The 18,156-nt window shown below is 40.2% G+C and carries 20 protein-coding genes and 1 pseudogene; 12 read left to right on the plus strand and 9 right to left on the minus strand.

All coding sequences use genetic code 11. The features are described 5' to 3' along the window. Window positions 1-27: 27 nt before the first annotated feature. The gene (locus B4A24_RS06970; protein WP_293943873.1) at window positions 28-990 is read left to right on the plus strand and encodes an aldo/keto reductase; all 963 of its coding nucleotides are present in this window, start codon (window positions 28-30) and stop codon (window positions 988-990) included. Window positions 991-1,097: 107 nt separating this feature from the next. Here the strand turns inward: B4A24_RS06970 and B4A24_RS06975 are convergent, their stop codons facing one another. Next, window positions 1,098-1,364, minus strand: coding sequence for an HD domain-containing protein (locus B4A24_RS06975; RefSeq protein ID WP_293943875.1), 267 nt, complete (start codon window positions 1,362-1,364; stop codon window positions 1,098-1,100). Window positions 1,365-1,720: 356 nt separating this feature from the next. On the opposite strand from B4A24_RS06975, the gene B4A24_RS06980 reads away from it, so the two are divergent. Continuing rightward, window positions 1,721-2,665, plus strand: a complete 945-nt coding sequence (locus tag B4A24_RS06980; RefSeq protein ID WP_293943877.1) for a hypothetical protein — start codon at window positions 1,721-1,723, stop codon at window positions 2,663-2,665. 185 nt (window positions 2,666-2,850) lie between these two features. On the opposite strand, the gene B4A24_RS06985 is transcribed toward B4A24_RS06980, so the two are convergent. The 3 genes and pseudogenes from B4A24_RS06985 to B4A24_RS06990 form a co-directional block, all read right to left on the minus strand. Beyond that, window positions 2,851-3,180, minus strand: coding sequence for a hypothetical protein (locus B4A24_RS06985; protein WP_293943879.1), 330 nt, complete (start codon window positions 3,178-3,180; stop codon window positions 2,851-2,853). Between the two features lie 32 nt (window positions 3,181-3,212). Beyond that, window positions 3,213-3,356, minus strand: a pseudogene (locus tag B4A24_RS23855) (MmcQ/YjbR family DNA-binding protein); the annotation flags it as partial. Between the two features lie 12 nt (window positions 3,357-3,368). After that, a complete protein-coding gene (locus B4A24_RS06990; RefSeq protein WP_293943880.1) occupies window positions 3,369-3,779 on the minus strand; it encodes a hypothetical protein in 411 nt (136 codons plus the stop codon). A 720-nt stretch (window positions 3,780-4,499) separates the two neighbouring features. Here B4A24_RS06990 and B4A24_RS06995 point away from each other — a divergent pair. From B4A24_RS06995 to B4A24_RS07005, 3 genes are all read left to right on the plus strand, one after another. Then, window positions 4,500-5,177 (plus strand): hypothetical protein, encoded by a 678-nt coding sequence (locus tag B4A24_RS06995; protein ID WP_293943882.1) that lies wholly within the window; start codon window positions 4,500-4,502, stop codon window positions 5,175-5,177. 32 nt (window positions 5,178-5,209) lie between these two features. Beyond that, the gene (locus B4A24_RS07000) at window positions 5,210-5,893 is read left to right on the plus strand and encodes a prealbumin-like fold domain-containing protein (protein WP_293943884.1); all 684 of its coding nucleotides are present in this window, start codon (window positions 5,210-5,212) and stop codon (window positions 5,891-5,893) included. Window positions 5,894-6,130: 237 nt separating this feature from the next. After that, window positions 6,131-6,655: a TetR/AcrR family transcriptional regulator gene (locus tag B4A24_RS07005; RefSeq protein ID WP_293943886.1), complete on the plus strand. Its 525-nt coding sequence runs from the start codon at window positions 6,131-6,133 to the stop codon at window positions 6,653-6,655. 180 nt (window positions 6,656-6,835) lie between these two features. Here the strand turns inward: B4A24_RS07005 and B4A24_RS07010 are convergent, their stop codons facing one another. Beyond that, window positions 6,836-7,249, minus strand: a complete 414-nt coding sequence (locus tag B4A24_RS07010; protein ID WP_293943888.1) for a nuclear transport factor 2 family protein — start codon at window positions 7,247-7,249, stop codon at window positions 6,836-6,838. Window positions 7,250-7,630: 381 nt separating this feature from the next. Here B4A24_RS07010 and B4A24_RS07015 point away from each other — a divergent pair, with 381 nt between their 5' ends. The 7 genes from B4A24_RS07015 to B4A24_RS07045 all read left to right on the plus strand — a co-directional run bounded on the left by B4A24_RS07015 (window position 7,631) and on the right by B4A24_RS07045 (window position 13,660). After that, a complete protein-coding gene (locus B4A24_RS07015; RefSeq protein ID WP_293943890.1) occupies window positions 7,631-9,046 on the plus strand; it encodes an aldehyde dehydrogenase family protein in 1,416 nt (471 codons plus the stop codon). A gap of 5 nt (window positions 9,047-9,051) precedes the next feature. Continuing rightward, window positions 9,052-9,876, plus strand: a complete 825-nt coding sequence (locus B4A24_RS07020; protein WP_293943892.1) for an AraC family transcriptional regulator — start codon at window positions 9,052-9,054, stop codon at window positions 9,874-9,876. Between the two features lie 17 nt (window positions 9,877-9,893). Further along, window positions 9,894-10,034, plus strand: coding sequence for an SDR family NAD(P)-dependent oxidoreductase (locus tag B4A24_RS07025; protein WP_293943894.1), 141 nt, complete (start codon window positions 9,894-9,896; stop codon window positions 10,032-10,034). A 347-nt stretch (window positions 10,035-10,381) separates the two neighbouring features. Beyond that, window positions 10,382-11,173: an SDR family oxidoreductase gene (locus B4A24_RS07030; protein ID WP_293943896.1), complete on the plus strand. Its 792-nt coding sequence runs from the start codon at window positions 10,382-10,384 to the stop codon at window positions 11,171-11,173. A gap of 24 nt (window positions 11,174-11,197) precedes the next feature. Then, a complete protein-coding gene (locus B4A24_RS07035) occupies window positions 11,198-11,515 on the plus strand; it encodes a nuclear transport factor 2 family protein (protein ID WP_293943898.1) in 318 nt (105 codons plus the stop codon). A gap of 330 nt (window positions 11,516-11,845) precedes the next feature. Beyond that, the gene (locus B4A24_RS07040) at window positions 11,846-12,817 is read left to right on the plus strand and encodes an aldo/keto reductase (protein ID WP_293943900.1); all 972 of its coding nucleotides are present in this window, start codon (window positions 11,846-11,848) and stop codon (window positions 12,815-12,817) included. Further along, window positions 12,818-13,660 carry a helix-turn-helix domain-containing protein gene (locus tag B4A24_RS07045; RefSeq protein WP_293943902.1) on the plus strand — a complete coding sequence of 281 codons (843 nt, stop codon included), beginning with the start codon at window positions 12,818-12,820 and terminating at the stop codon, window positions 13,658-13,660. It abuts the gene before it with no gap. Between the two features lie 73 nt (window positions 13,661-13,733). Here B4A24_RS07045 and B4A24_RS23860 read toward each other — a convergent pair whose 3' ends face one another. From B4A24_RS23860 to B4A24_RS07060, 4 genes are all read right to left on the minus strand, one after another. Then, a complete protein-coding gene (locus B4A24_RS23860) occupies window positions 13,734-14,117 on the minus strand; it encodes a DUF3472 domain-containing protein (protein ID WP_409456487.1) in 384 nt (127 codons plus the stop codon). A gap of 73 nt (window positions 14,118-14,190) precedes the next feature. Continuing rightward, the gene (locus B4A24_RS07050; protein ID WP_293943904.1) at window positions 14,191-15,462 is read right to left on the minus strand and encodes an RICIN domain-containing protein; all 1,272 of its coding nucleotides are present in this window, start codon (window positions 15,460-15,462) and stop codon (window positions 14,191-14,193) included. Between the two features lie 31 nt (window positions 15,463-15,493). Then, entirely contained in the window at window positions 15,494-16,375 is an 882-nt protein-coding gene (locus B4A24_RS07055; protein WP_293943906.1) for a metallophosphoesterase, read from the minus strand. Further along, entirely contained in the window at window positions 16,366-18,129 is a 1,764-nt protein-coding gene (locus B4A24_RS07060; protein WP_293943908.1) for a RagB/SusD family nutrient uptake outer membrane protein, read from the minus strand. Before B4A24_RS07060 ends, B4A24_RS07055 begins: the two co-directional genes overlap by 10 nt. Between the last annotated feature and the right edge of the window lie 27 nt (window positions 18,130-18,156).

The raw sequence follows: 18,156 nt of genomic DNA on the forward strand, positions 1-18,156 counted from the left end.
CCTTTGTAGCAAAGTAAATATAAAAATATGAAATATAAACTATTCGGAGACAAAACAGGACTCTATGCAAGTGAAATTATATTGGGAGCGGCAAACTTTGGAACAGGAAAAGGATACGGAGCAGATCCTGAAGAATCTAAAAAAATTCTGACAGCCTATGCGGATGCAGGCGGAAATTTTATCGACGTTTCCGACACCTATCAATTGGGGCAAGCAGAAGAAATTGTGGGCAATTTTACCAGTGGACAACGGAGCAATTTTATTATATGCTCCAAATATACCAGAAGTAGTATGGAAAAACCCGCAAAAAGCAATTATGGAAATAACCGAAAATCCATGCGTCAGGCAGTAGATGAAAGCCTAAAACGTTTAAAAACAGATTACATCGATATTTACATGCCTCATTATGATGATGGAGTAACTGCGATGGATGAAATTGGTATGGGCTTGGAGGATCTGATAAGAGAAGGAAAAGTACTGTATACTGGATTGACAAATTTTCCCGCATGGAAAGCCTCTGCCATCGCCACTTCAATAAAACTGACTGCCCTGCAGATCGAATATAATCTGCTCCAGCGTACAGCGGACCGGGAACTGATTCCAATGGCAGAGGAATTTGGTCTAGGCATCATGATGTATTCTCCACTGGCAGGCGGAATACTGACGGGAAAATACAGAAATGGTGAATCTGGACGGATTAGTCTTTCGGGGGAGTCTGGTTATACTGAAGATCAAAAAACGAAAGCAATCATAGATGAGCTGATTGACATTTCTAGGAAATATAATGCGACTCCAGGCCAGATTGCTTTTGCATGGAATTTAGCAAAACAGGCATTCCCATTGCTTGGAGCCCGCAATATTAAGCAGTTTGAAGAAAGTTTCAACGCTATAAATTTAGATCTCACCGAAGAAGAAATTCAAAGACTGGATACATTAAGCGCCATTTCGTTAGGTTATCCGCATGATCTGCTGAATAATGTCCGAAGTTAGATCTGCGAGCATCTATTTAAAAAGGTGGCATTCAAAGATGTCACCTTTCCCATTTCAACAATCTATTTATGATCAGGTACTTTATCAAACAACAGTGCTTAAAGAGCTTAATGATTTTTTTCATCAAATTCATAGAAAAGATCATAGATTTCTTGTCCGTTACTTGTTGCCAGCATTTGCCTGATCTTGGGAATGGCTTGCTCTTCATTTTGCTTTTTGATCTTTCTGATCTCCAAATTGCGGATCTGATCTAATACGGAGACGTCTCCCACTTCTGCTTCAACAAGATCATGAATAATGATCATTTTTAACAGACTGGCTAAATCTACCTTCTCATCCAAAAGCGGTTCAATCAATATCGCCATTAGCGACATACGCCTTGATTTACCTCAATAGTTCAATTACGATAATTGAACTGCGCTTCTTTGCGATATACTCATCATCATTTTGTTTATAATATTTGTCTTACATAGATAGATTTGAATCACATCCTCTAACGAATTTTAAACCAAACCCAACGAATTGTAAACGTTTTACTCTGCAAAAATCAATATTTTTACATTTGAATAATTGCAAATACATCTTAAAGTTCAGTTCAGAAAATTAGTTTGACTTCACATAAAAAGCTATCCAAATAAATTAAGATTAGTGCTTAGATTTCACACCTGAACACCAAGCCCCGAAACGTTGGCGGGAATGTTAAACCCACACGCTGTAACAGCATTGACTTATGAAAAAATATATTTTATCTATTATTGTTTTACTGACTTTAGCTTCTTGCAAAGGGCAAGAGCGTAAGACAGAACTTTTGGATAAGCTAAAATACAATGTGGACAAGAACAACTATGGTATTCAACCAACCTTTTATTATCCTACAGAAATCTCAGTAAATGATTATCCTATATTCAGAGGGCTTGAATTCTTTGGAAGCACAGTTCCAAATTTTATTGACATTGCGATTAACGAAAATGGAGAACAAGAGTTAAAAATACTAATTGACTTAGCCAATTACAAGAAGCAAGGGAAATCGATTTTAAAAATTCTATTAGTCAGATCAGCCAAAGGAATTTCAATCATTTCCAATGAATCCGATTTTCCCGAAGAAAATATTTTGGTAAATTATGAATTATCTGATGATGATATTACACAAGAAAACATTAAGAATGGTTACTTTTTGAAAACTATAAAGTTTAAAGCTAATATCCCTGTCGAACTATCTTCCTTAAATAAATCAGTTCAATTGAAGAACTCAACGCAACTACTTGACAAACTGTATAATGCTCTTACCAATCTTACGAAAGATTTAAACGACAAAAATAGCAACCGTGTTTTGGAAATTATCCAAAACGCAGAATTTGAAGTAGCACAATTACGGGGGATGAAAAAAGAATGGATGTTAAAAGAAAGAGAAAATCTTTTATCAAATACTTTTACATTGCTACCTAAAGACAGTTGCGAAGTCAAAATTTATGGAATCGGAAGGATGGCAACTCTTGTGAAAAAGAATTCAGAAATAATCAAACAATCTGCAATAACTTCAAAATTTACCAAAGATTTCCCTCGAGGTAAAGTTGTTCAATTTTATAACTTTTATTACAATATACCGAAAGGAAAAGAAGAATTAGAACTAATAAGATTTGACGGGTATGCGATAACAAAATACGGAAAAAAATAAACACTGCCGGCAAAAAAGTATTCTGTCAAGCTTCAATTTTGGGGTCTTTGTTCTCTCTTACTCTTAAAAAGGCATTGACGGTATCTTTTATAGTTGAAGTCCTCACAACTTGGGGTCAACTAAAAATTTCAACCTGGGAAATATTAATCAATGGATCATCTAAGCAAACAAAATACAGATAGGTTCTATACTAACAAAATAGCCAGTATTAAACTGGCTATTTTGTTAGTATAATGTTGATTTACCCGAACCGTTTGGGTCAGCAAATACTCTTTACCTTTTGGTTCTAGGCATAAAACAATACCTTTTTTTAATTTCACTTTACTCTTAATCCGATCTATCTTTTTTATAATCTGGCGAGTCCCATCTACATGTTTTTCAACGATATATCCGTCCTCTACAACCTGAACAGATAAATCTAAAGCTCTGTTCTCCTTATCTGCAATTTCAGAAGCCTGTTTTGCTGCTTGATTTAACTTTTTGCGCTCTTCTCTTGATTCTAATAATGATGCCATAACAACCTCCCTGGTTTAAATATACAAGCCATTCACCCTGATTTTCGGACAAGTTCCTTTATGACTGAATCGGGAACATCGCCGTTAAAACTGACGCTGATCCAATGCTTCTTGTTCGTATGGTATCCTGGCTTGATACCCTGATATTTATCCTGAAGATCTTTAGAATCTTGCGGGGCGCATTTGAGCTATTTATACCTAGAAAACCAAACGCTGTCTATAAAAGGGCCCTTTGCATCATTCATCTTTTTTGTACGGTACAAAATAAACTTTCCGGAAGGCAGGATCTCCGCATAGGGGGCTCTCAGGTCTGTATTACTTTGCAGCAGGATCAATTTTTTCCCTCTCGGCCAAGCTTTATATGAGTCAATCATTGGTTCCTTGCCCCGACCATTGTCCTGCCAGTCGTTGATAGTAAAATAGTCCTGTCCCCGTTCATGATGGATCGACAGATGCCTATTATTTTTTTTATCGAACCAATTGCCTTCGATACTTTGAACACTTGTCTCGTGGTTTTTCTTATTCTGAGCATTGCAAATGCTGTGAGCAAAAAAAAGCACATAACCTATAATAAAAAAATATAACTTAATCTGTATCATATTCTTATCGCTTTAATTACTACTAAATGATATATCTTAAAATGCTGTCACCATAGCCGCCATGCTTTTTGTAAAAATAAAAAACAAAAACGGTTTCATTATTTCAAAAGGACATATATTTATTAAAAGATGGAGATGTCAGGCACTTAGATCATGCTGTTCCGAGCGCATTGACCACTTTAAATAAAACAATAAAAATCGATTTGAGCTTTGGTTAAACCGGAATTTTAAAGCGTGAATTATAAAACCATGCCGCCGTCGGTAAGGATTTCCGTTCCGGTCGTGAAGCTGGCCACATTGTTATCTGACAGGTAAATAACACGTTTGGCAACATCTTTCGCAGTTCACATTTTTTGTAAAGGGATTTCGCTGATAGACCATTCATTAAGACCTTCCAATGTATTTTCGTCCAACCCTGCTTTGGTCATGATTTCTCATTTTACACATTAAACATCAATTTCTCAATGTTCGTTACTCTTATCACGATAGATTATGTTTGAGCTATTTATGCCTAGAAAACCAAACGCTGTCTTTAAAAGGACTCTTTGCATCATTCATCTTTTTTGCACGTTACTGGAAAATAATTCTCTCCTATCTGAGCAACGGAATCGGTAGGAAAATACAGAATAAAAGAAAGAAGCATTTTAAATGCATATTTGAAAAGCAACATACTAAATAAAATTATATATTTGCAGCCTCAAGCAATTTATTAACATTTTTATGAAATTGAAATTAACCTATTTAATGCTTCTGTTGGTGGCATTTGCATCTTGTAAGAAAACAACTGAGGTGGATTTGTCAATCTCCAATAGTGGAAAACTTACTTACAAATTAACTGACGGAAGTGGTAAGGGCCTACCCAATGTTAAGGTGTCTTTGTATGATCACTTGGACAGCTATTACGCTAGCAACAGTATTTTAATTGATGAACGTCGTACGGATGGAAACGGGCAAGTGGATTTTGGCGACCTAAACCCCAAAAGTTATCTCATAGTCGCTGACTCGGCAAAGGTAAGCAATGTAAATTATATCGTCCGCGATTATGCTCAGGTCACTACGGGCATGACAAAGAATAAAGAGATCAATGTGACCGACTTTTCAGGAACTTTAATAGTTAAAGTAACCTCCTATTACACGAATCAACCCGCAAAAAATATTGGTGTCCTTATCATTCCTGCTGGTAATTATGAATACGAACAAAACGTATCAAAAGCCTTAGCTGCCGCCGAATTTAAAGGCCTAACTAACGATAATGGCATTGCTACATTCAAGATTGCGTCGGGTAAAGACTATGTAGTCTGCCTTTACAATACAACAACGTTTTCAAATCTTAATGCCGGTACAATGTCGGTACAAAAAGGTGTGACAATGAACTATTATGCAGGTTTTTATCAATAATTAGCTGATAAGAAACTTTAATAATAAAAGATATGAAGGGCATTTTTTTCATTGTACTAACCTTGTTGATTGCAATGGTCTCCTGTAAGGAGGAGGTCATTGTCAATTTGGTAGACGGAGAAGTCGCGGGAGAGCTAAGGTACAAATTGACAGACGATACCGGCAAAGGATTGTCTGGCATCAAAGTTTATCTTTACGATCCGGGGAGCAAACAAGATCCTAATTTACTGACAGATTCGGCTACTACAAACAGCGATGGTGAGGTCTATTTCACCAATTTGTTACCAAATAATTATCAACTAAAGACAGATTTTGTCCAGCTAAATAATAACGATTACAGGGTCGATGAATATGTGCAGATCACAGCAGGTATAGAACGTAAAAAGGCCACAAAGTTAACTGACTTCTCGGGCATACTTCGCATTCGATTACTGTCCTATCAAACGAATGCCCCTATCAAAGATCAGGGTGTCGTCGCTTTTCCGGTCAACAAGGTCCACGTCACCTCAGATAATGTCGCTGATGTAGTAAAGCGTTCGACACTGAAAGGAATGACCGATAAAAATGGATATATAAGTCTAAAAGTACCCGCTAACACACATTTCGATTTTATTGTACACCATGCGATATACGGTAACTATGGCTGGGGATTTGACACTTATCAAGTAGAGAAGGATAAAACGGTAAACATAACGCTTTACAGTAGTTTTTTATAAACTATAGGGCCCGCATGCCTTTTCAAAATTAGTAAATTGAAGTTCCTACATTTGACTGGACATTATTTTTAAGCAAGACATACCTTTTACGAGACGGATTCAGCCCCAAGGATGGGGAGATATCACTCTATAATAGTATGTCAATATTAATCAGCTTACTTACATAGAAAAATACAGACCAGTTTGTCTATTAGTAAATTCAAAGTTTTACCTTTGTGTTGTTAAATAATCAGTATAATGGCATTACCCAGAGAAAGAATTCTAGACAAAGCACTTGATCTTTTTGCTAATCAGGGCTATAATTCAACCGGAATAAATCAGATCATTTCTGAAGCAAATGTGGCGAAAGCAAGTTTTTATCAGCATTTTAAATCTAAGGAAGATCTTTGTGTTGCATTTCTGGAGGCAAGGCACAAGTATTGGTTTGATCAGCTCTATAACTTTACGAATGGAAAAACAGATGTAAAATCAAAAATTGTTTCATCCTTCGATTTTTTGATTCATATGAACTCAAAGGAAGATTTTAGGGGCTGTAGTTTCCTAAATATTCTTGCAGAAATTCCCAAGGATAACAGTAAGATCCTGAAAGTGATTCAGGAGCACAAGAAGGATCTAAGGGATTATTTTTTCTCGCTTGTTGGCGATGAAAATATCTCCGAGCACATCTATATGCTATTTGAAAGCTCAATTATGGAGAGCAAAATGTTCAAGTCGAATCAATTGATCGAAAGGTCAAAGATGATCGTCGACCATTTAATTTAATTACAAAGATTAGTCAAAAAGAAAGTTGGTCTTTCGCTTCTGGGGTTTAGAAAATCCTTTAAATAGATTTCTTTAAACTCTCCTTAAATTACGGGTAGATTTTTGGCTTTAGGTTTTGAAATAAGTGGAACTAGATCATACGGTGATTTGTAATGCTAATTCCACTTATACAGATCGTGATTATTTAAATTTCCGGTCCTCTTCATTGATTGCTAAGTCGTTGATACTTGCATAGCGTTTTCTCATCAGGCCATTTTCGTCGAATTCCCAGTTTTCATTACCATAGGCTCTGAACCATTGACCATCTTTGTTCATATACTCATATTCAAATCTCACAGCAATACGATTGTCTGTGTGCGCCCAGTATTCTTTTTTGAGTTTATAATTTAGCTCTCTTTTCCATTTGTCGGAAAGAAACTCAACAATGGCTTCTCTTCCATTAACAAATTTGTCTCTATTCCTCCACTCGCTGTCGATCGTGTAGGCTTTTGAAATTTTCTCAGGGTCTTGAGTGTTCCATGCATCTTCTGCAGCTTGAATTTTTACTAATGCTGTTTCAAATGTAAACGGTGGTAGTGGGTGCTTCTGATCCATTTTTAAAATTTAAAGTGTTATTAATTATCTCATATTTTCAAACAATTGACAAAAAGGCATCTTATTCTTTAATGATCACCTACTTATTTGCTATAGAACAAATGTATAACAAAAGAACGAAACAGACAAACCTGTCTGTCTATTATTTTTAAAATAATTTTTTATTCTTATAGCATCCGACACAACAGATATCTCTAATCGAGGTATACAATTATGTAGCTTTTCCATTTTGGTAGAGCGGGATTTGCAGGTGGAAGTCCATGTAGTTGAGCCTTTCAACAAAGTAATCTGAGCTTTTTAACAAACCCTAAAAGACGGTAGCGAAGTAATTTTGTGTTAGCAATAACGATGCTCTTGAGCGAAGTTTTAAAAGACAGCAAAATGAAAATAATCAACCAGCATTATGTCGATGGTCAATTTCGGCCTTCAACAGGTACCGAGAAGATGGATATAATTAATCCTTCGGATGAAAGCCTCATCGGCCAAGTGGTATTAGGCAATGAGCAGGATATGGAGGCTGCAATAATAGCTGCTTCAGCAGCTTTACCTTCTTTTTCACAAACAAGCAGGGAACAGCGCATGGTTTACCTACAGCAATTACACGATGCACTGATGGAGCGTCTCGACGATCTGCAGGAAGTAACCACAACAGAGTACGGTGCAACAGTACAACGGTCGCGCTGGTCAAACCAGTATGCCGCAGAGACTTTCCTTTACTTTAAGGATATCCTTAAGGATTTTTCTTTCGAACGACGCATAGGTCAGTCGGCAATAGCTATGGTGCCGGTTGGCGTAACCGGGATCATGACTGCTTGGAATGCCAATTCTGGTTCCATATCTGTGAAGCTGGCGGCGGCGATTGCAGCTGGTTGTACCGTAGTGATCAAGCCCAGTGAAATGAGTGCGATGCAATCTCAGGTTCTGGCAGAGTGCTTCGACCGGGCAGGACTTCCAGCCGGTGTAATCAATATGGTGCACGGACGCGGAGATATTTTGGGTACGTTATTGTCTACCCACCCTGCTGTGTCCAAAATTCTGTTCACAGGTTCTACAGTGGTCGGCAAGATCATTGCCCGTAATGCAGTGGACACAATGAAGCGCGTCACACTGGAACTCAGCGGAAAATCACCCAATATTATTCTCGATGATGCTGACCTCAATACTGCAATACCAATGGCGGTAAATGCGGCTTTTATGAATAGTGGACAGGCCTGTATTGCCGGTACACGACTGCTGGTGCCGGAAGCTGCCCTGCCTGAGGTTAAAGATGTCTTACTTAAAACGATGACTACACAAAAAGTAGGTAATCCAAGAGACCAGCATACGGTCATCGGACCGATGGCCAGTCAGAAACAATTTGACCGGATACAGCATTATATCAGGCTGGGTATCGACGAGGGAGCGGAACTTTTAGTTGGTGGTCTGGGCAAACCGAATGGATTACAGAAGGGATTTTACGTCAAACCCACTATATTTACAGGTGTAAGTAATGAGATGACTATTGCCCAGGAAGAAATTTTCGGACCGATATTATGCGTTATTACCTACAAAACAGTAGAAGAAGCTATTGCTATAGCCAACGATACCATATATGGACTGCATGCTTATGTAAGCAGTTCGGACATCGAACGGGCGCAGCGAGTGGCTGCACAGATCAATGCTGGCAGAGTCGCAATCAATACGATCTCTCACGATGCGTTGGCACCATTTGGCGGATTTAAACAATCGGGCCTGGGCAGAGAAGGAGGCTTATATGGCCTCGAAGAACAATTAGAACCAAAAGTAATCATAAGCTAATCGCTATGGAATGCAAAAATGATATTTCCGAAAAAGCAAAAGATGCCAATACAGGCCCCAGAATAGTGCTCAATACTTATTCCGGCAATACGATCGAGGGCGAAGCTTTTGTAACAGATCATATCTTCAGTTATATTCTCCAGGGTAAACAAGATGTTTGGCTTGCTGATCAAAAGCATTCTTATCATGAAGGAGACTTCCGCTTTTTCCGACGCAACCAGCTGACCAAATACGTGAAAAGTACAACAGACGGCAGATTCAGGTCTATAGCAGTGCATATCGATCAGTACACCTTAAAGGACATGAGCGAGCAGTACGGGCTGAAAGCCGATAGCATAATTAATCCTCAGACCACACTACTGATCCAGTCGAGCGCATTGCTGAAAGGTTTTGTCGATTCTTTGGTTCCTTATCTGCGGCAGCAAATGGATGAGCGCATTGTCGCCCTAAAAGCCAGAGAGCTTGTTTTACTGCTTATTCAGCATAATCCCGCATTTAAAAATGTGTTGTTTGATTTTAATGAACCGGGTAAGATAGACCTGGAAGCTTTTATGAACAGCCATTACCGCTACAATGTTCCTATGGAACGTTTTGCTTTTCTTACAGGTCGCAGCATTTCCGGTTTTAAGCGCGATTTTGAAAAGCAGTTTCATACTAGCCCGGGCAGATGGCTGTTGCAGAAACGGTTGGATGCAGCCCGCTTCTTGATCGAACAGCAAAAAAAGAAATCGTCCGACGTGTACCTGGATCTGGGCTTTGAGGATCTCTCCCATTTTTCCTTTGCTTATAAAAAGGAATTTGGTTATGCGCCGAATAAAAAACAATCATGACATAAAAATCATTTAAAATGGACATACAATTAAAGGGTAAACGTGCCCTGGTGACCGGATCTAGTTCCGGATTGGGCGAAGCTATTGCTAAAATGCTCGCAAGTGAAGGCGCCATGGTAATTATACATGGACGAACGTTGAACGTGCCGAAGCTGTAGCTGCGGAGATTAACACTTCCGGCGGATCAGCAGCAGTAGCTATCGGAGACCTTACGACAGATGAAGGCGCCGATACCGTATTTTACGCTGCAATTCACAGGGTCTTTTGTGTTCTTGTTCAATAGACCAGAGCAGCCGTATTTTCCATTTTCCATAAAGCACTTCACCTATCAAGTCAAGACCGTAGTTCAGGTTCGGAATTATTTTTCTCTCATACACATTTGAAAATTAAAGGTATGTTCCGATTTGTACAACAGGGGAAAAATTTATCCCTATATGAATCGTAACTCCGTACTTGTACAGGCTGTTTTTATACCCCAATTTTGTTCTATAAACAATTCATAAAAATGGAACAATTTAATTTCAACAATGAGTTATCAGACAAGATTGCCTTGGTAACAGGTGGTACTAAAGGTACTGGAAGAGCTATTGCGGAAAGGCTGCTACAGGCTGGTGCAACAGTTGTCATCACTGCCAGAAATGCACCCGAACTAGCAAACAGCAATCTGCATTTTATTGCTTCCGATCTGAGTACAGCAGAGGGAGCAAAAAAAGTAGTGGGCGAAGTGCTTTCGAGCTATGGCAGACTAGATATCCTGATAAACAACTTTGGTGGATCTTCTACGCCTGCAGGCGGGTTCGCTGTGCTCAGCGATGAGGACTGGGAATCTACACTACAGGCTAACCTTTTGGCTCCAATTCGTCTGGACAGGGGCTTTTTACCGCAGATGATAGAGCGCAAAAACGGAGTGATCATCCACATTGCATCTATTCAGGGCAAACTCCCTCTATACGATTCAACGTTACCTTACGCAGCGGCAAAAGCAGGATTGAGAAACTATAGCAAAAGCTTATCGAATGAAGTTACTCCTAAAGGCGTTCGTGTGCTTACGGTTTCGCCCGGCTGGATAAATACCACAGCATCGGAGGCCTGGTTGGGCGAAATTGCAAGAAACTCCAACAGTACCATAGAAGATGCGCAACAGGGCGTAATGGATGCATTGGGAGGAATCCCTTTCGGTAGACCTGCTGAACCTGCAGAAGTAGCTGAGCTTGTCGGCTTCCTTGTTTCTCCAAGAGCAAATTATCTAACAGGGACAGAATATGTAATTGACGGTGGAACAGTACCGACCATTTAACAATCATCTAGAATAATAGAAAATATGAATTTACCAAACATTATCTCCCAACTAGTGAAGGCACAAAACGAATTTGACAGTGCAGCTTACGCAAATTGTTTTACTGAAGATGCGGAAGTATTTGATGAGGGCAAAACCCACAATGGAAAAATTGAAATTGAAAACTGGATTAACATAGCCAACAGAGAATACAGGGCGACTATGAAACCATTGGATTTTAATGAAAGCGAAAACATCTTTTCAGCGGAGATTTCAGGTCCATTTCCAGGTAGTCCCCTTGTTTTGAAATATCATTTCAGGTTGTCTAACGACCAAATTAACTACCTGAAAATAACTACTTAGTATTGCAATGCACTAAATAGTTTAAGCTGAAGTATAAACCTCAGCTTTTTGCGTTTAGTCTAGTTTCTACGTCTTTTTATTCAATATTGCGCATGAGATCGCAGCTGAATTTGGGTTTGCAGATGAGAGTCACATATTAACAAGTTTTTTAAAAGACACAAAGGATTGAGCGCCTTAACCATTATTCGAAGCCTTGTTACAGACATTGCCCGGACCTCTGGATCATAAGCACGCGCTACTGAACCGTACAGACAAGTAAATTGGACCATAGGAGAAAGCTGTGAAGCTCATAAATAGAGATCTTTGTCCTGTAACATTAAAATCAATCACATGTCAGAAATCACTAAAATTCAATTGGGTCATAACGGACCTCTGGTCTCAAAGCTTGGTCTGGGATGCATGCGGATGTCATCAGTATGGGGTGGTCCGACAGCGGATGAAACGGAAAGTATTGCTACCATTCATCAAGCTTTGGATTACGGAATCAACTTCCTAAATACTGGAGACTTTTATGGAGCTGGCCACAACGAAATCCTCATTGGGAAAGCGATTAAGGGAAGACGGGATGATGCTTTCATCAGTGTCAAATTTGGTGCTATGTTCCACAACGGTCAATGGATCGGTCTGGACCTTCGGCCTGCATCAATCAAAAACTTTGTCAATTATTCGCTGACCCGTCTGGGAATTGATACGATTGACCTTTACCAGCCGTGCAGAATGGACGGCAGTGTTCGGACTGAGGACATCATCGGAACAATCGCCGATCTTGTTCAGGAAGGAAAAGTCCGCCATATCGGCGTGTCGGAGATAACTCCTGAGCGGCTTCGAGAAGCCAACAGTATTTATCCGATCAGTGCATTGGAGATCGGTTATTCTTTGGCTGACCGTCAGATCGAAAGTGATCTGCTGCCCGCTGCTAAAGAATTGGGAATTGCTGTAGTAGCTTTCGCTAACACGGCTGAAGGTCTCTTAACGGGGGGGCTGCAAGTACCTCTTCCTGCGGAGGATTACCGAAATCACTTCTCCCGTTTTCAGGCTGATAATCTCGTTCATAATCTCGAAAAAGTCGACGTCCTAAAGGAGATGGCTCGCAGCAAAGTTGCCACTCCTACCCAGCTGGCGATAGCCTGGGTCAAGGAACAGGGCGAGAATTTCATGCCATTGGTCAGCATGAGCCGAAGATCAAGGCTCCCTGAAAATATAGCGGCTATGGATATTGTCTTTACAATGGAGGAAATGAATATTTTAAACAGTACCTTTGCACCAGGTGCTATCAAAGGCAGCACATATCTAGAAAGATAAATGGAAAGCCCAGCAGAAATCCTTCCTGGCATTATATTTTATTCGTACCTTTCTTCACAGCGGAAAGAAAAGTCCTGTGTCTGGAACCACCACACGTTGGTCATGCAGGTTTCGGGTCAGATGAGGCTGGAGACTTCGGAGCAGAATATCGTCATTAGCGCCGGAGAAGTATTGCTTGTTCACAAAAATCAGCTGGGCACACTCACCAAAACACCTGAAAGTGGTGGTTATTATGAAACGGTGGTCATATCACTTCAGGAGGATCTGATGCGCAAAATCACCCTTGAAGAAAAACTCGAGGCTGACGGTAAATATACTGGCCCCCTAAATTTATGTCTTCCGAATAATGATTTTTTGAAAGGGTACTTTCAATCCATCCTTCCTTACGCCCGCAGTTCCGGTGTTGAAATGACTGATGAGATGGGACTTTTGAAGGTCAAAGAGGGAATTAAATTGATGTTGCTGGCTGTTCCGCCGCTCCGCAACTTTTTATTTGATTTCTCTGAGCCTTATAAGATAGACCTGGAAAGATTTATGCTCAGCAATTATCATTTCAATGTTCCTGTCGAAAAGTTCGCTCAGCTTACAGGGAGAAGTCTCTCCGGATTTAAAAGGGATTTTCAGAAGGCCTTTGGCATGCCGACACGTAAGTGGCTACAGGATAAAAGGTTGAACGAAGCGCGACATCTAATTGAAAATAAGAACAAAAAGCCCTCATCTATTTATCTCGAGCTTGGGTTTGAGACCCTCTCCCATTTTTCTAACGCCTATAAGAAGAAATTTGGAAGGGCGCCGACTGTCGTTACAAGCGCTCCAATAAAAAAGCGCAACGTCGTGAAATAATCGCTACGTTGCGCCAAATTGAACACCCCAACTAACTACCAATTTCTTTAATTCATGCGCAAATTACTAAGATTTATATTTGGGGAAGTACCATTAGCAGGTCTTGTAAGAACAGTATTTTCTGCCACGAAATCATTAAAAAGCACACCGTTTTGCAAAAAAACTTACCATTCTCAACTCCACCTCTATAGTCGCCGCGCTGATTATTGTCTCCTGCGCCGTCGAGACTAAATTTAAATGATGTTGATTGGATCCACGTACCTGTTGTTGTTGTTCTGACCCAAAAATTTGAATAATATACCTTTCGGTCCAAGTACCCCTTAATATTGAAATTTTCAAGAAAAGAGTAAGCACCTTTTATGTAGGTCGAAATAGCCGGTCTCTTAAAAGTGGCAATATATTTCCATGTTCGTAAAACTCTGGAGCATGAAACATGAGAGAAGCAGAAAACCTGCAAAACTTAAAACCGTGATATAAATACATAAATATTTGATCTTTACCATTTCAATTTGTATCATGATAGCAGTTTCTTATTGTTTAACCAACCTGAATTTTTGCGCATTGCCAGTATGGGCGGAATATATCTGGATCTGCGTATCATCTGCCGTACTTGATCCATTTACATCAAGGTTTTTACCTACAGCAGATGCTGGCTCAAGGTTATAATTACCGCTTCCCACATAAATAATCTTCCACCGTTGTGCCGAAGTATTTGCAAATGTGGCCACCTGAACAGGCGTACTGTTTGCAGATCCACCGCCCCGTACTTCCAGAACTTTAGTGGTATCAGCCACACTCTTCAAGGCATAATATCCACTTCCGACACTTCTCAATTTCCAGACTTGATTGGAAGATGTCGGATAATTATAAGTCCATAATGTGACATCTTCACCATTAACCGGAGGATTACCGTTGACATCAACCAACTTGCTGGGCTCTTTCGTTAATGCAGATACGATTTTGTAATTGGCTCCATCTATCAAAATACCTTGTGGCGAGTAAAATGTAATCAATAATATATCAAGGTGTGAATATCCTGCCAGTTTACTTGAGAGATCCGCTTCTCCGTAATAACGTGATAATGCCCATGCATACATCTTCACACGTTCAGTACCAATGGTTTTGGCCGGGAAGTAAGATTTCATCGCATTATCGACAGAAGCATCGTAACTAATTCCATCCACACCATAGGTATCCAGCTTGCTGTACATAGCGTCCATGACAACCTGTTGCTGCGCAGGTGTCTTGCCACTTAAATCTGACCAATTACAATAATAACTTACCTTCCAACCAAGCTGCTTGAAGGCTGTCAAATGCTGTGGATACATACTTTCTATCAATACTCTATTTTTAATGGAATAGAGGCTATCCATTTTCTTCAAAGTCTTTAGAAATAGTTGTTCATTTGTGGCACTGCTCAGGTCTTTACAATCCAACCAAAGCGAAGTATAGCCCGGAAGCTTCTGATTTAGATTTGCAAAATATTCTTCCAATGTCTGCCCTGTCGCTGTTCCGGCTTCGTGTCCGATCAGGCAGGTTAGTTGACCGCCTTTATTGGCAACATAGATATCCACTTCTAGGCTATTGATCCCTTCGTTGATAATCTCATCTACCTTAATCAGATCGTTTGCCCGATGTGCACTTACAAAAGCAGGCCCAGCCAATGTTGTATTGACTTTGCCCATTTTTTTGGGTGCATTTTCCTGACTTTGGGTAATATCTTTCTGACAGCACACAAATAGATAAGTCATACAGACAAATATACAGACTGCTTTGCCAAACATTAATGTTGTTTTTCTCATAATTTTTATTGTTTAAATAGTAAGTTTATCGTTAAAAGTCAATTTTTCTGGCTGTCATCCGCCCTTCTCCATGAAGATCCAGCTGATATGGCCCAAGTTCCAAAATACCATAAGCATTCTGATCGGCGGTTTCGATCATCCCCTCCAGTGTAATCATCGGAATACCTTTATAGGTTGCAAAATTACCGGGATGATGATGGCCTGAGATCACCGCCTTTACAACCGGATATTTTTCGATAAGGGCCAATATCTCCCGGTTATTCAGTGCTTCAAGGCCATTCTCGGGATATAAGGGATGATGTGTGAAAACGATCACCTTTTTGTTGGATGACTTTGCCTTTTGAAGTTGCTTTTCCATCCAGCGGAGCTGCGTTACGCTTGCCCCACCATTCCAGGGCTGATCATTGTTTCTTTTTGCTGTCTTCAGTATATCATTGAGTTTCTTCCAAGCCTCACGTTGGCCTGATCCCGCCTTAGTGGCATATTCGGCAAGTTCATTGGTATTGAGCATGATAAACAACCATTCACCTTTTTCTACAGTATAGTAAGGATTTGGCATGTTATATAACTCATATAAATGAGCCCCGTCATCAACATCCACATAATCATGGTTTCCCAAGATATTGTAGACCGGTCTTTTGAGTTTGTTGAGTCGCTGAAGCGCCGGCTGCAGATCTTTGGGTCCGACATCGACCAAATCGCCAAGCATGACCGTAAAATCCACCTCTTCCCTGTTGATCGCTGTGACGGCCGAATCCAATTTGTCAAGTGAGTTTCGGTAAAAACGGCTGCCGCGGGTATCTCTGTCCGCGTACTGTGGATCTGCAATCAGGCCGATCCTGATAAGGGATTGACCCTCGCTTATGCTATAAAATAGTGTAAATAGCAATGATAAAAATACGTTTATTCCCATCCTGGATTTTGTTTTAAGTTATTGTTCAATGTGATTTCATTTAGCGGTATACATTCGAGATAATCGCGGTTTTCCTTAAATCCATAGCCATTCGGCAGCTGAGTTGCAAAAGGATCCAGCAAACCGTCCGCATCAACTTTATAGTTGATTTTTGTACCCGTCCAATCGGAGGCCAAAAATGGATAACCTTTGGGACGTTTGCCTTTCAGCAGTTTATGGGCGGCCCATCTCCGGATATCGTCATAGCGAAATCCTTCAGCTCCAAGTTCTACGGTGCGCTCGCGTCGGATCTCTCTTAACTGGTCTGATATATTATAACCATAGTCAGCATACTTGTCCTTATTTGGATCGTCGCTAATAGCAAAATCCGGCATACCTGATCTTTTGCGGAGCAGATTGATTGATTTGGTATAGTCGACTGTTTCGCCAAGTTCGGCCTTTGCTTCGGCATAATTCAATAGCGCTTCGGCATAACGGAAGACAATGGCACCTGTTTCATCACTTGAGCTCCAGGAAACACCACCACCAGCTAGAGCCGATTTTGGATCATTTCCTTTCCGGATCTGAAAACCGGTATTATTCAAAGCCTCACCGGATTTATCCAAAAATGGTTTCTTAAAGGTGGCTTTCCCAAAGGTATTATCCCACATCAGCGCACCTGGTGTCCAGATCGTCTGGGACAGCCGTGGATCACAATCGGCCCGTATTTTTTCTAAAAAAACATTGCCTTTCACAGTCTTACCAAGGGTAAAATAATCGTATGGTTGACCATTTCGACCTAGGTAGTGCTGTACCTGTTCAAAAGTCATGGATATCCCCGCAGTACGGTCAGATACATAGATCTGAAAAGAGTGTGACAGATCACGGTTGATCGAATAGGCTTTCCAGAGGATCACCTCTTTATTGGCAAGCTGATCTTTCAGGGAAAATAGTTTGCAATAATCATTTTCGGGATCATTGTTGCTATACAGGGACATGTCATATTTTGCATCCATCAACGTTTCGGCGGCGGCAGCAGCTTGTCGGAAGTACTTATTGGGATCAGCGCCCGCTGTACCAAATGCTGTGCCTTTGTGGTATTTCTGCCAGCTGCCTTCAAATAGGGCGACTCTGGATTTGAAGAGCAGGGCAGCCTGTTTGGAAAGTCGATTGTTCTTACCTTTTACTGTAGCCACAGGCTCCAAATATTCAATCGCTTTATCTAGGTGTGCCAAAATCGAGTCTACTACCGTTGTACGTGGGTCACGTGCTTTGAATAATTCTTCAGAGTCCATCTCCAATGGCTCCGTATACCAGGGAACATCACCGTAGAGCCGGACTTTTTCGAAATAAAACCAAGCTTTAAAGAAATGGGCCTCTCCTAAAAACTGTTTATATTTTTCAAAAGGATCTTTGCATTTCGTATACTTCTCAAAAAAGATATTAACACTACGGATATTACTCCAGGTCCAGTTTCCGCCTGATGAAACCGGCGATTCGGTACCATTCCAGACTGTACTTGGTGAACTGGAAATCTGCACGTCGGATCCTCGCGTACCATCCCAACCGATTGATCCCAAATAACTACCTACTGTGTTAAAAGCTGGGAATACGGTATAAAATTGTATGGTATAATTTTCCAGGTCATTTGCCGTTTTCCAGTAGATTTCATTATCGATCTCTGTCAATGGTGGTTTATCCAAAAATTCTTTGGAGCAGGAACTGATAAACAGTAAAAAGACTGCTGTATATATTAAGATTATAATTTTTTTCATTGGTTATTGATTTCTTACTATAAATTT

Origin of the sequence: Sphingobacterium sp. UBA7249 (genome assembly GCF_002472835.1) — a bacterium.
Classification (GTDB): Bacteria; Bacteroidota; Bacteroidia; order Sphingobacteriales; family Sphingobacteriaceae; genus Sphingobacterium; species Sphingobacterium prati.

Bases quoted from the DNA above. Each gene is read 5' to 3' on its own strand.
- B4A24_RS06970 (WP_293943873.1), top strand. From the start codon at position 28: ATGAAATATAAACTATTCGGAGACAAAACAGGACTCTATGCAAGTGAA.
- B4A24_RS06975 (WP_293943875.1), bottom strand. From the start codon at position 1,364: ATGTCGCTAATGGCGATATTGATTGAACCGCTTTTGGATGAGAAGGTA.
- B4A24_RS06980 (WP_293943877.1), top strand. From the start codon at position 1,721: ATGAAAAAATATATTTTATCTATTATTGTTTTACTGACTTTAGCTTCT.
- B4A24_RS06985 (WP_293943879.1), bottom strand. From the start codon at position 3,180: ATGGCATCATTATTAGAATCAAGAGAAGAGCGCAAAAAGTTAAATCAA.
- B4A24_RS06990 (WP_293943880.1), bottom strand. From the start codon at position 3,779: ATGATACAGATTAAGTTATATTTTTTTATTATAGGTTATGTGCTTTTT.
- B4A24_RS06995 (WP_293943882.1), top strand. From the start codon at position 4,500: ATGAAATTGAAATTAACCTATTTAATGCTTCTGTTGGTGGCATTTGCA.
- B4A24_RS07000 (WP_293943884.1), top strand. From the start codon at position 5,210: ATGAAGGGCATTTTTTTCATTGTACTAACCTTGTTGATTGCAATGGTC.
- B4A24_RS07005 (WP_293943886.1), top strand. From the start codon at position 6,131: ATGGCATTACCCAGAGAAAGAATTCTAGACAAAGCACTTGATCTTTTT.
- B4A24_RS07010 (WP_293943888.1), bottom strand. From the start codon at position 7,249: ATGGATCAGAAGCACCCACTACCACCGTTTACATTTGAAACAGCATTA.
- B4A24_RS07015 (WP_293943890.1), top strand. From the start codon at position 7,631: ATGAAAATAATCAACCAGCATTATGTCGATGGTCAATTTCGGCCTTCA.
- B4A24_RS07020 (WP_293943892.1), top strand. From the start codon at position 9,052: ATGGAATGCAAAAATGATATTTCCGAAAAAGCAAAAGATGCCAATACA.
- B4A24_RS07025 (WP_293943894.1), top strand. From the start codon at position 9,894: ATGGACATACAATTAAAGGGTAAACGTGCCCTGGTGACCGGATCTAGT.
- B4A24_RS07030 (WP_293943896.1), top strand. From the start codon at position 10,382: ATGGAACAATTTAATTTCAACAATGAGTTATCAGACAAGATTGCCTTG.
- B4A24_RS07035 (WP_293943898.1), top strand. From the start codon at position 11,198: ATGAATTTACCAAACATTATCTCCCAACTAGTGAAGGCACAAAACGAA.
- B4A24_RS07040 (WP_293943900.1), top strand. From the start codon at position 11,846: ATGTCAGAAATCACTAAAATTCAATTGGGTCATAACGGACCTCTGGTC.
- B4A24_RS07045 (WP_293943902.1), top strand. From the start codon at position 12,818: ATGGAAAGCCCAGCAGAAATCCTTCCTGGCATTATATTTTATTCGTAC.
- B4A24_RS07050 (WP_293943904.1), bottom strand. From the start codon at position 15,462: ATGAGAAAAACAACATTAATGTTTGGCAAAGCAGTCTGTATATTTGTC.
- B4A24_RS07055 (WP_293943906.1), bottom strand. From the start codon at position 16,375: ATGGGAATAAACGTATTTTTATCATTGCTATTTACACTATTTTATAGC.
- B4A24_RS07060 (WP_293943908.1), bottom strand. From the start codon at position 18,129: ATGAAAAAAATTATAATCTTAATATATACAGCAGTCTTTTTACTGTTT.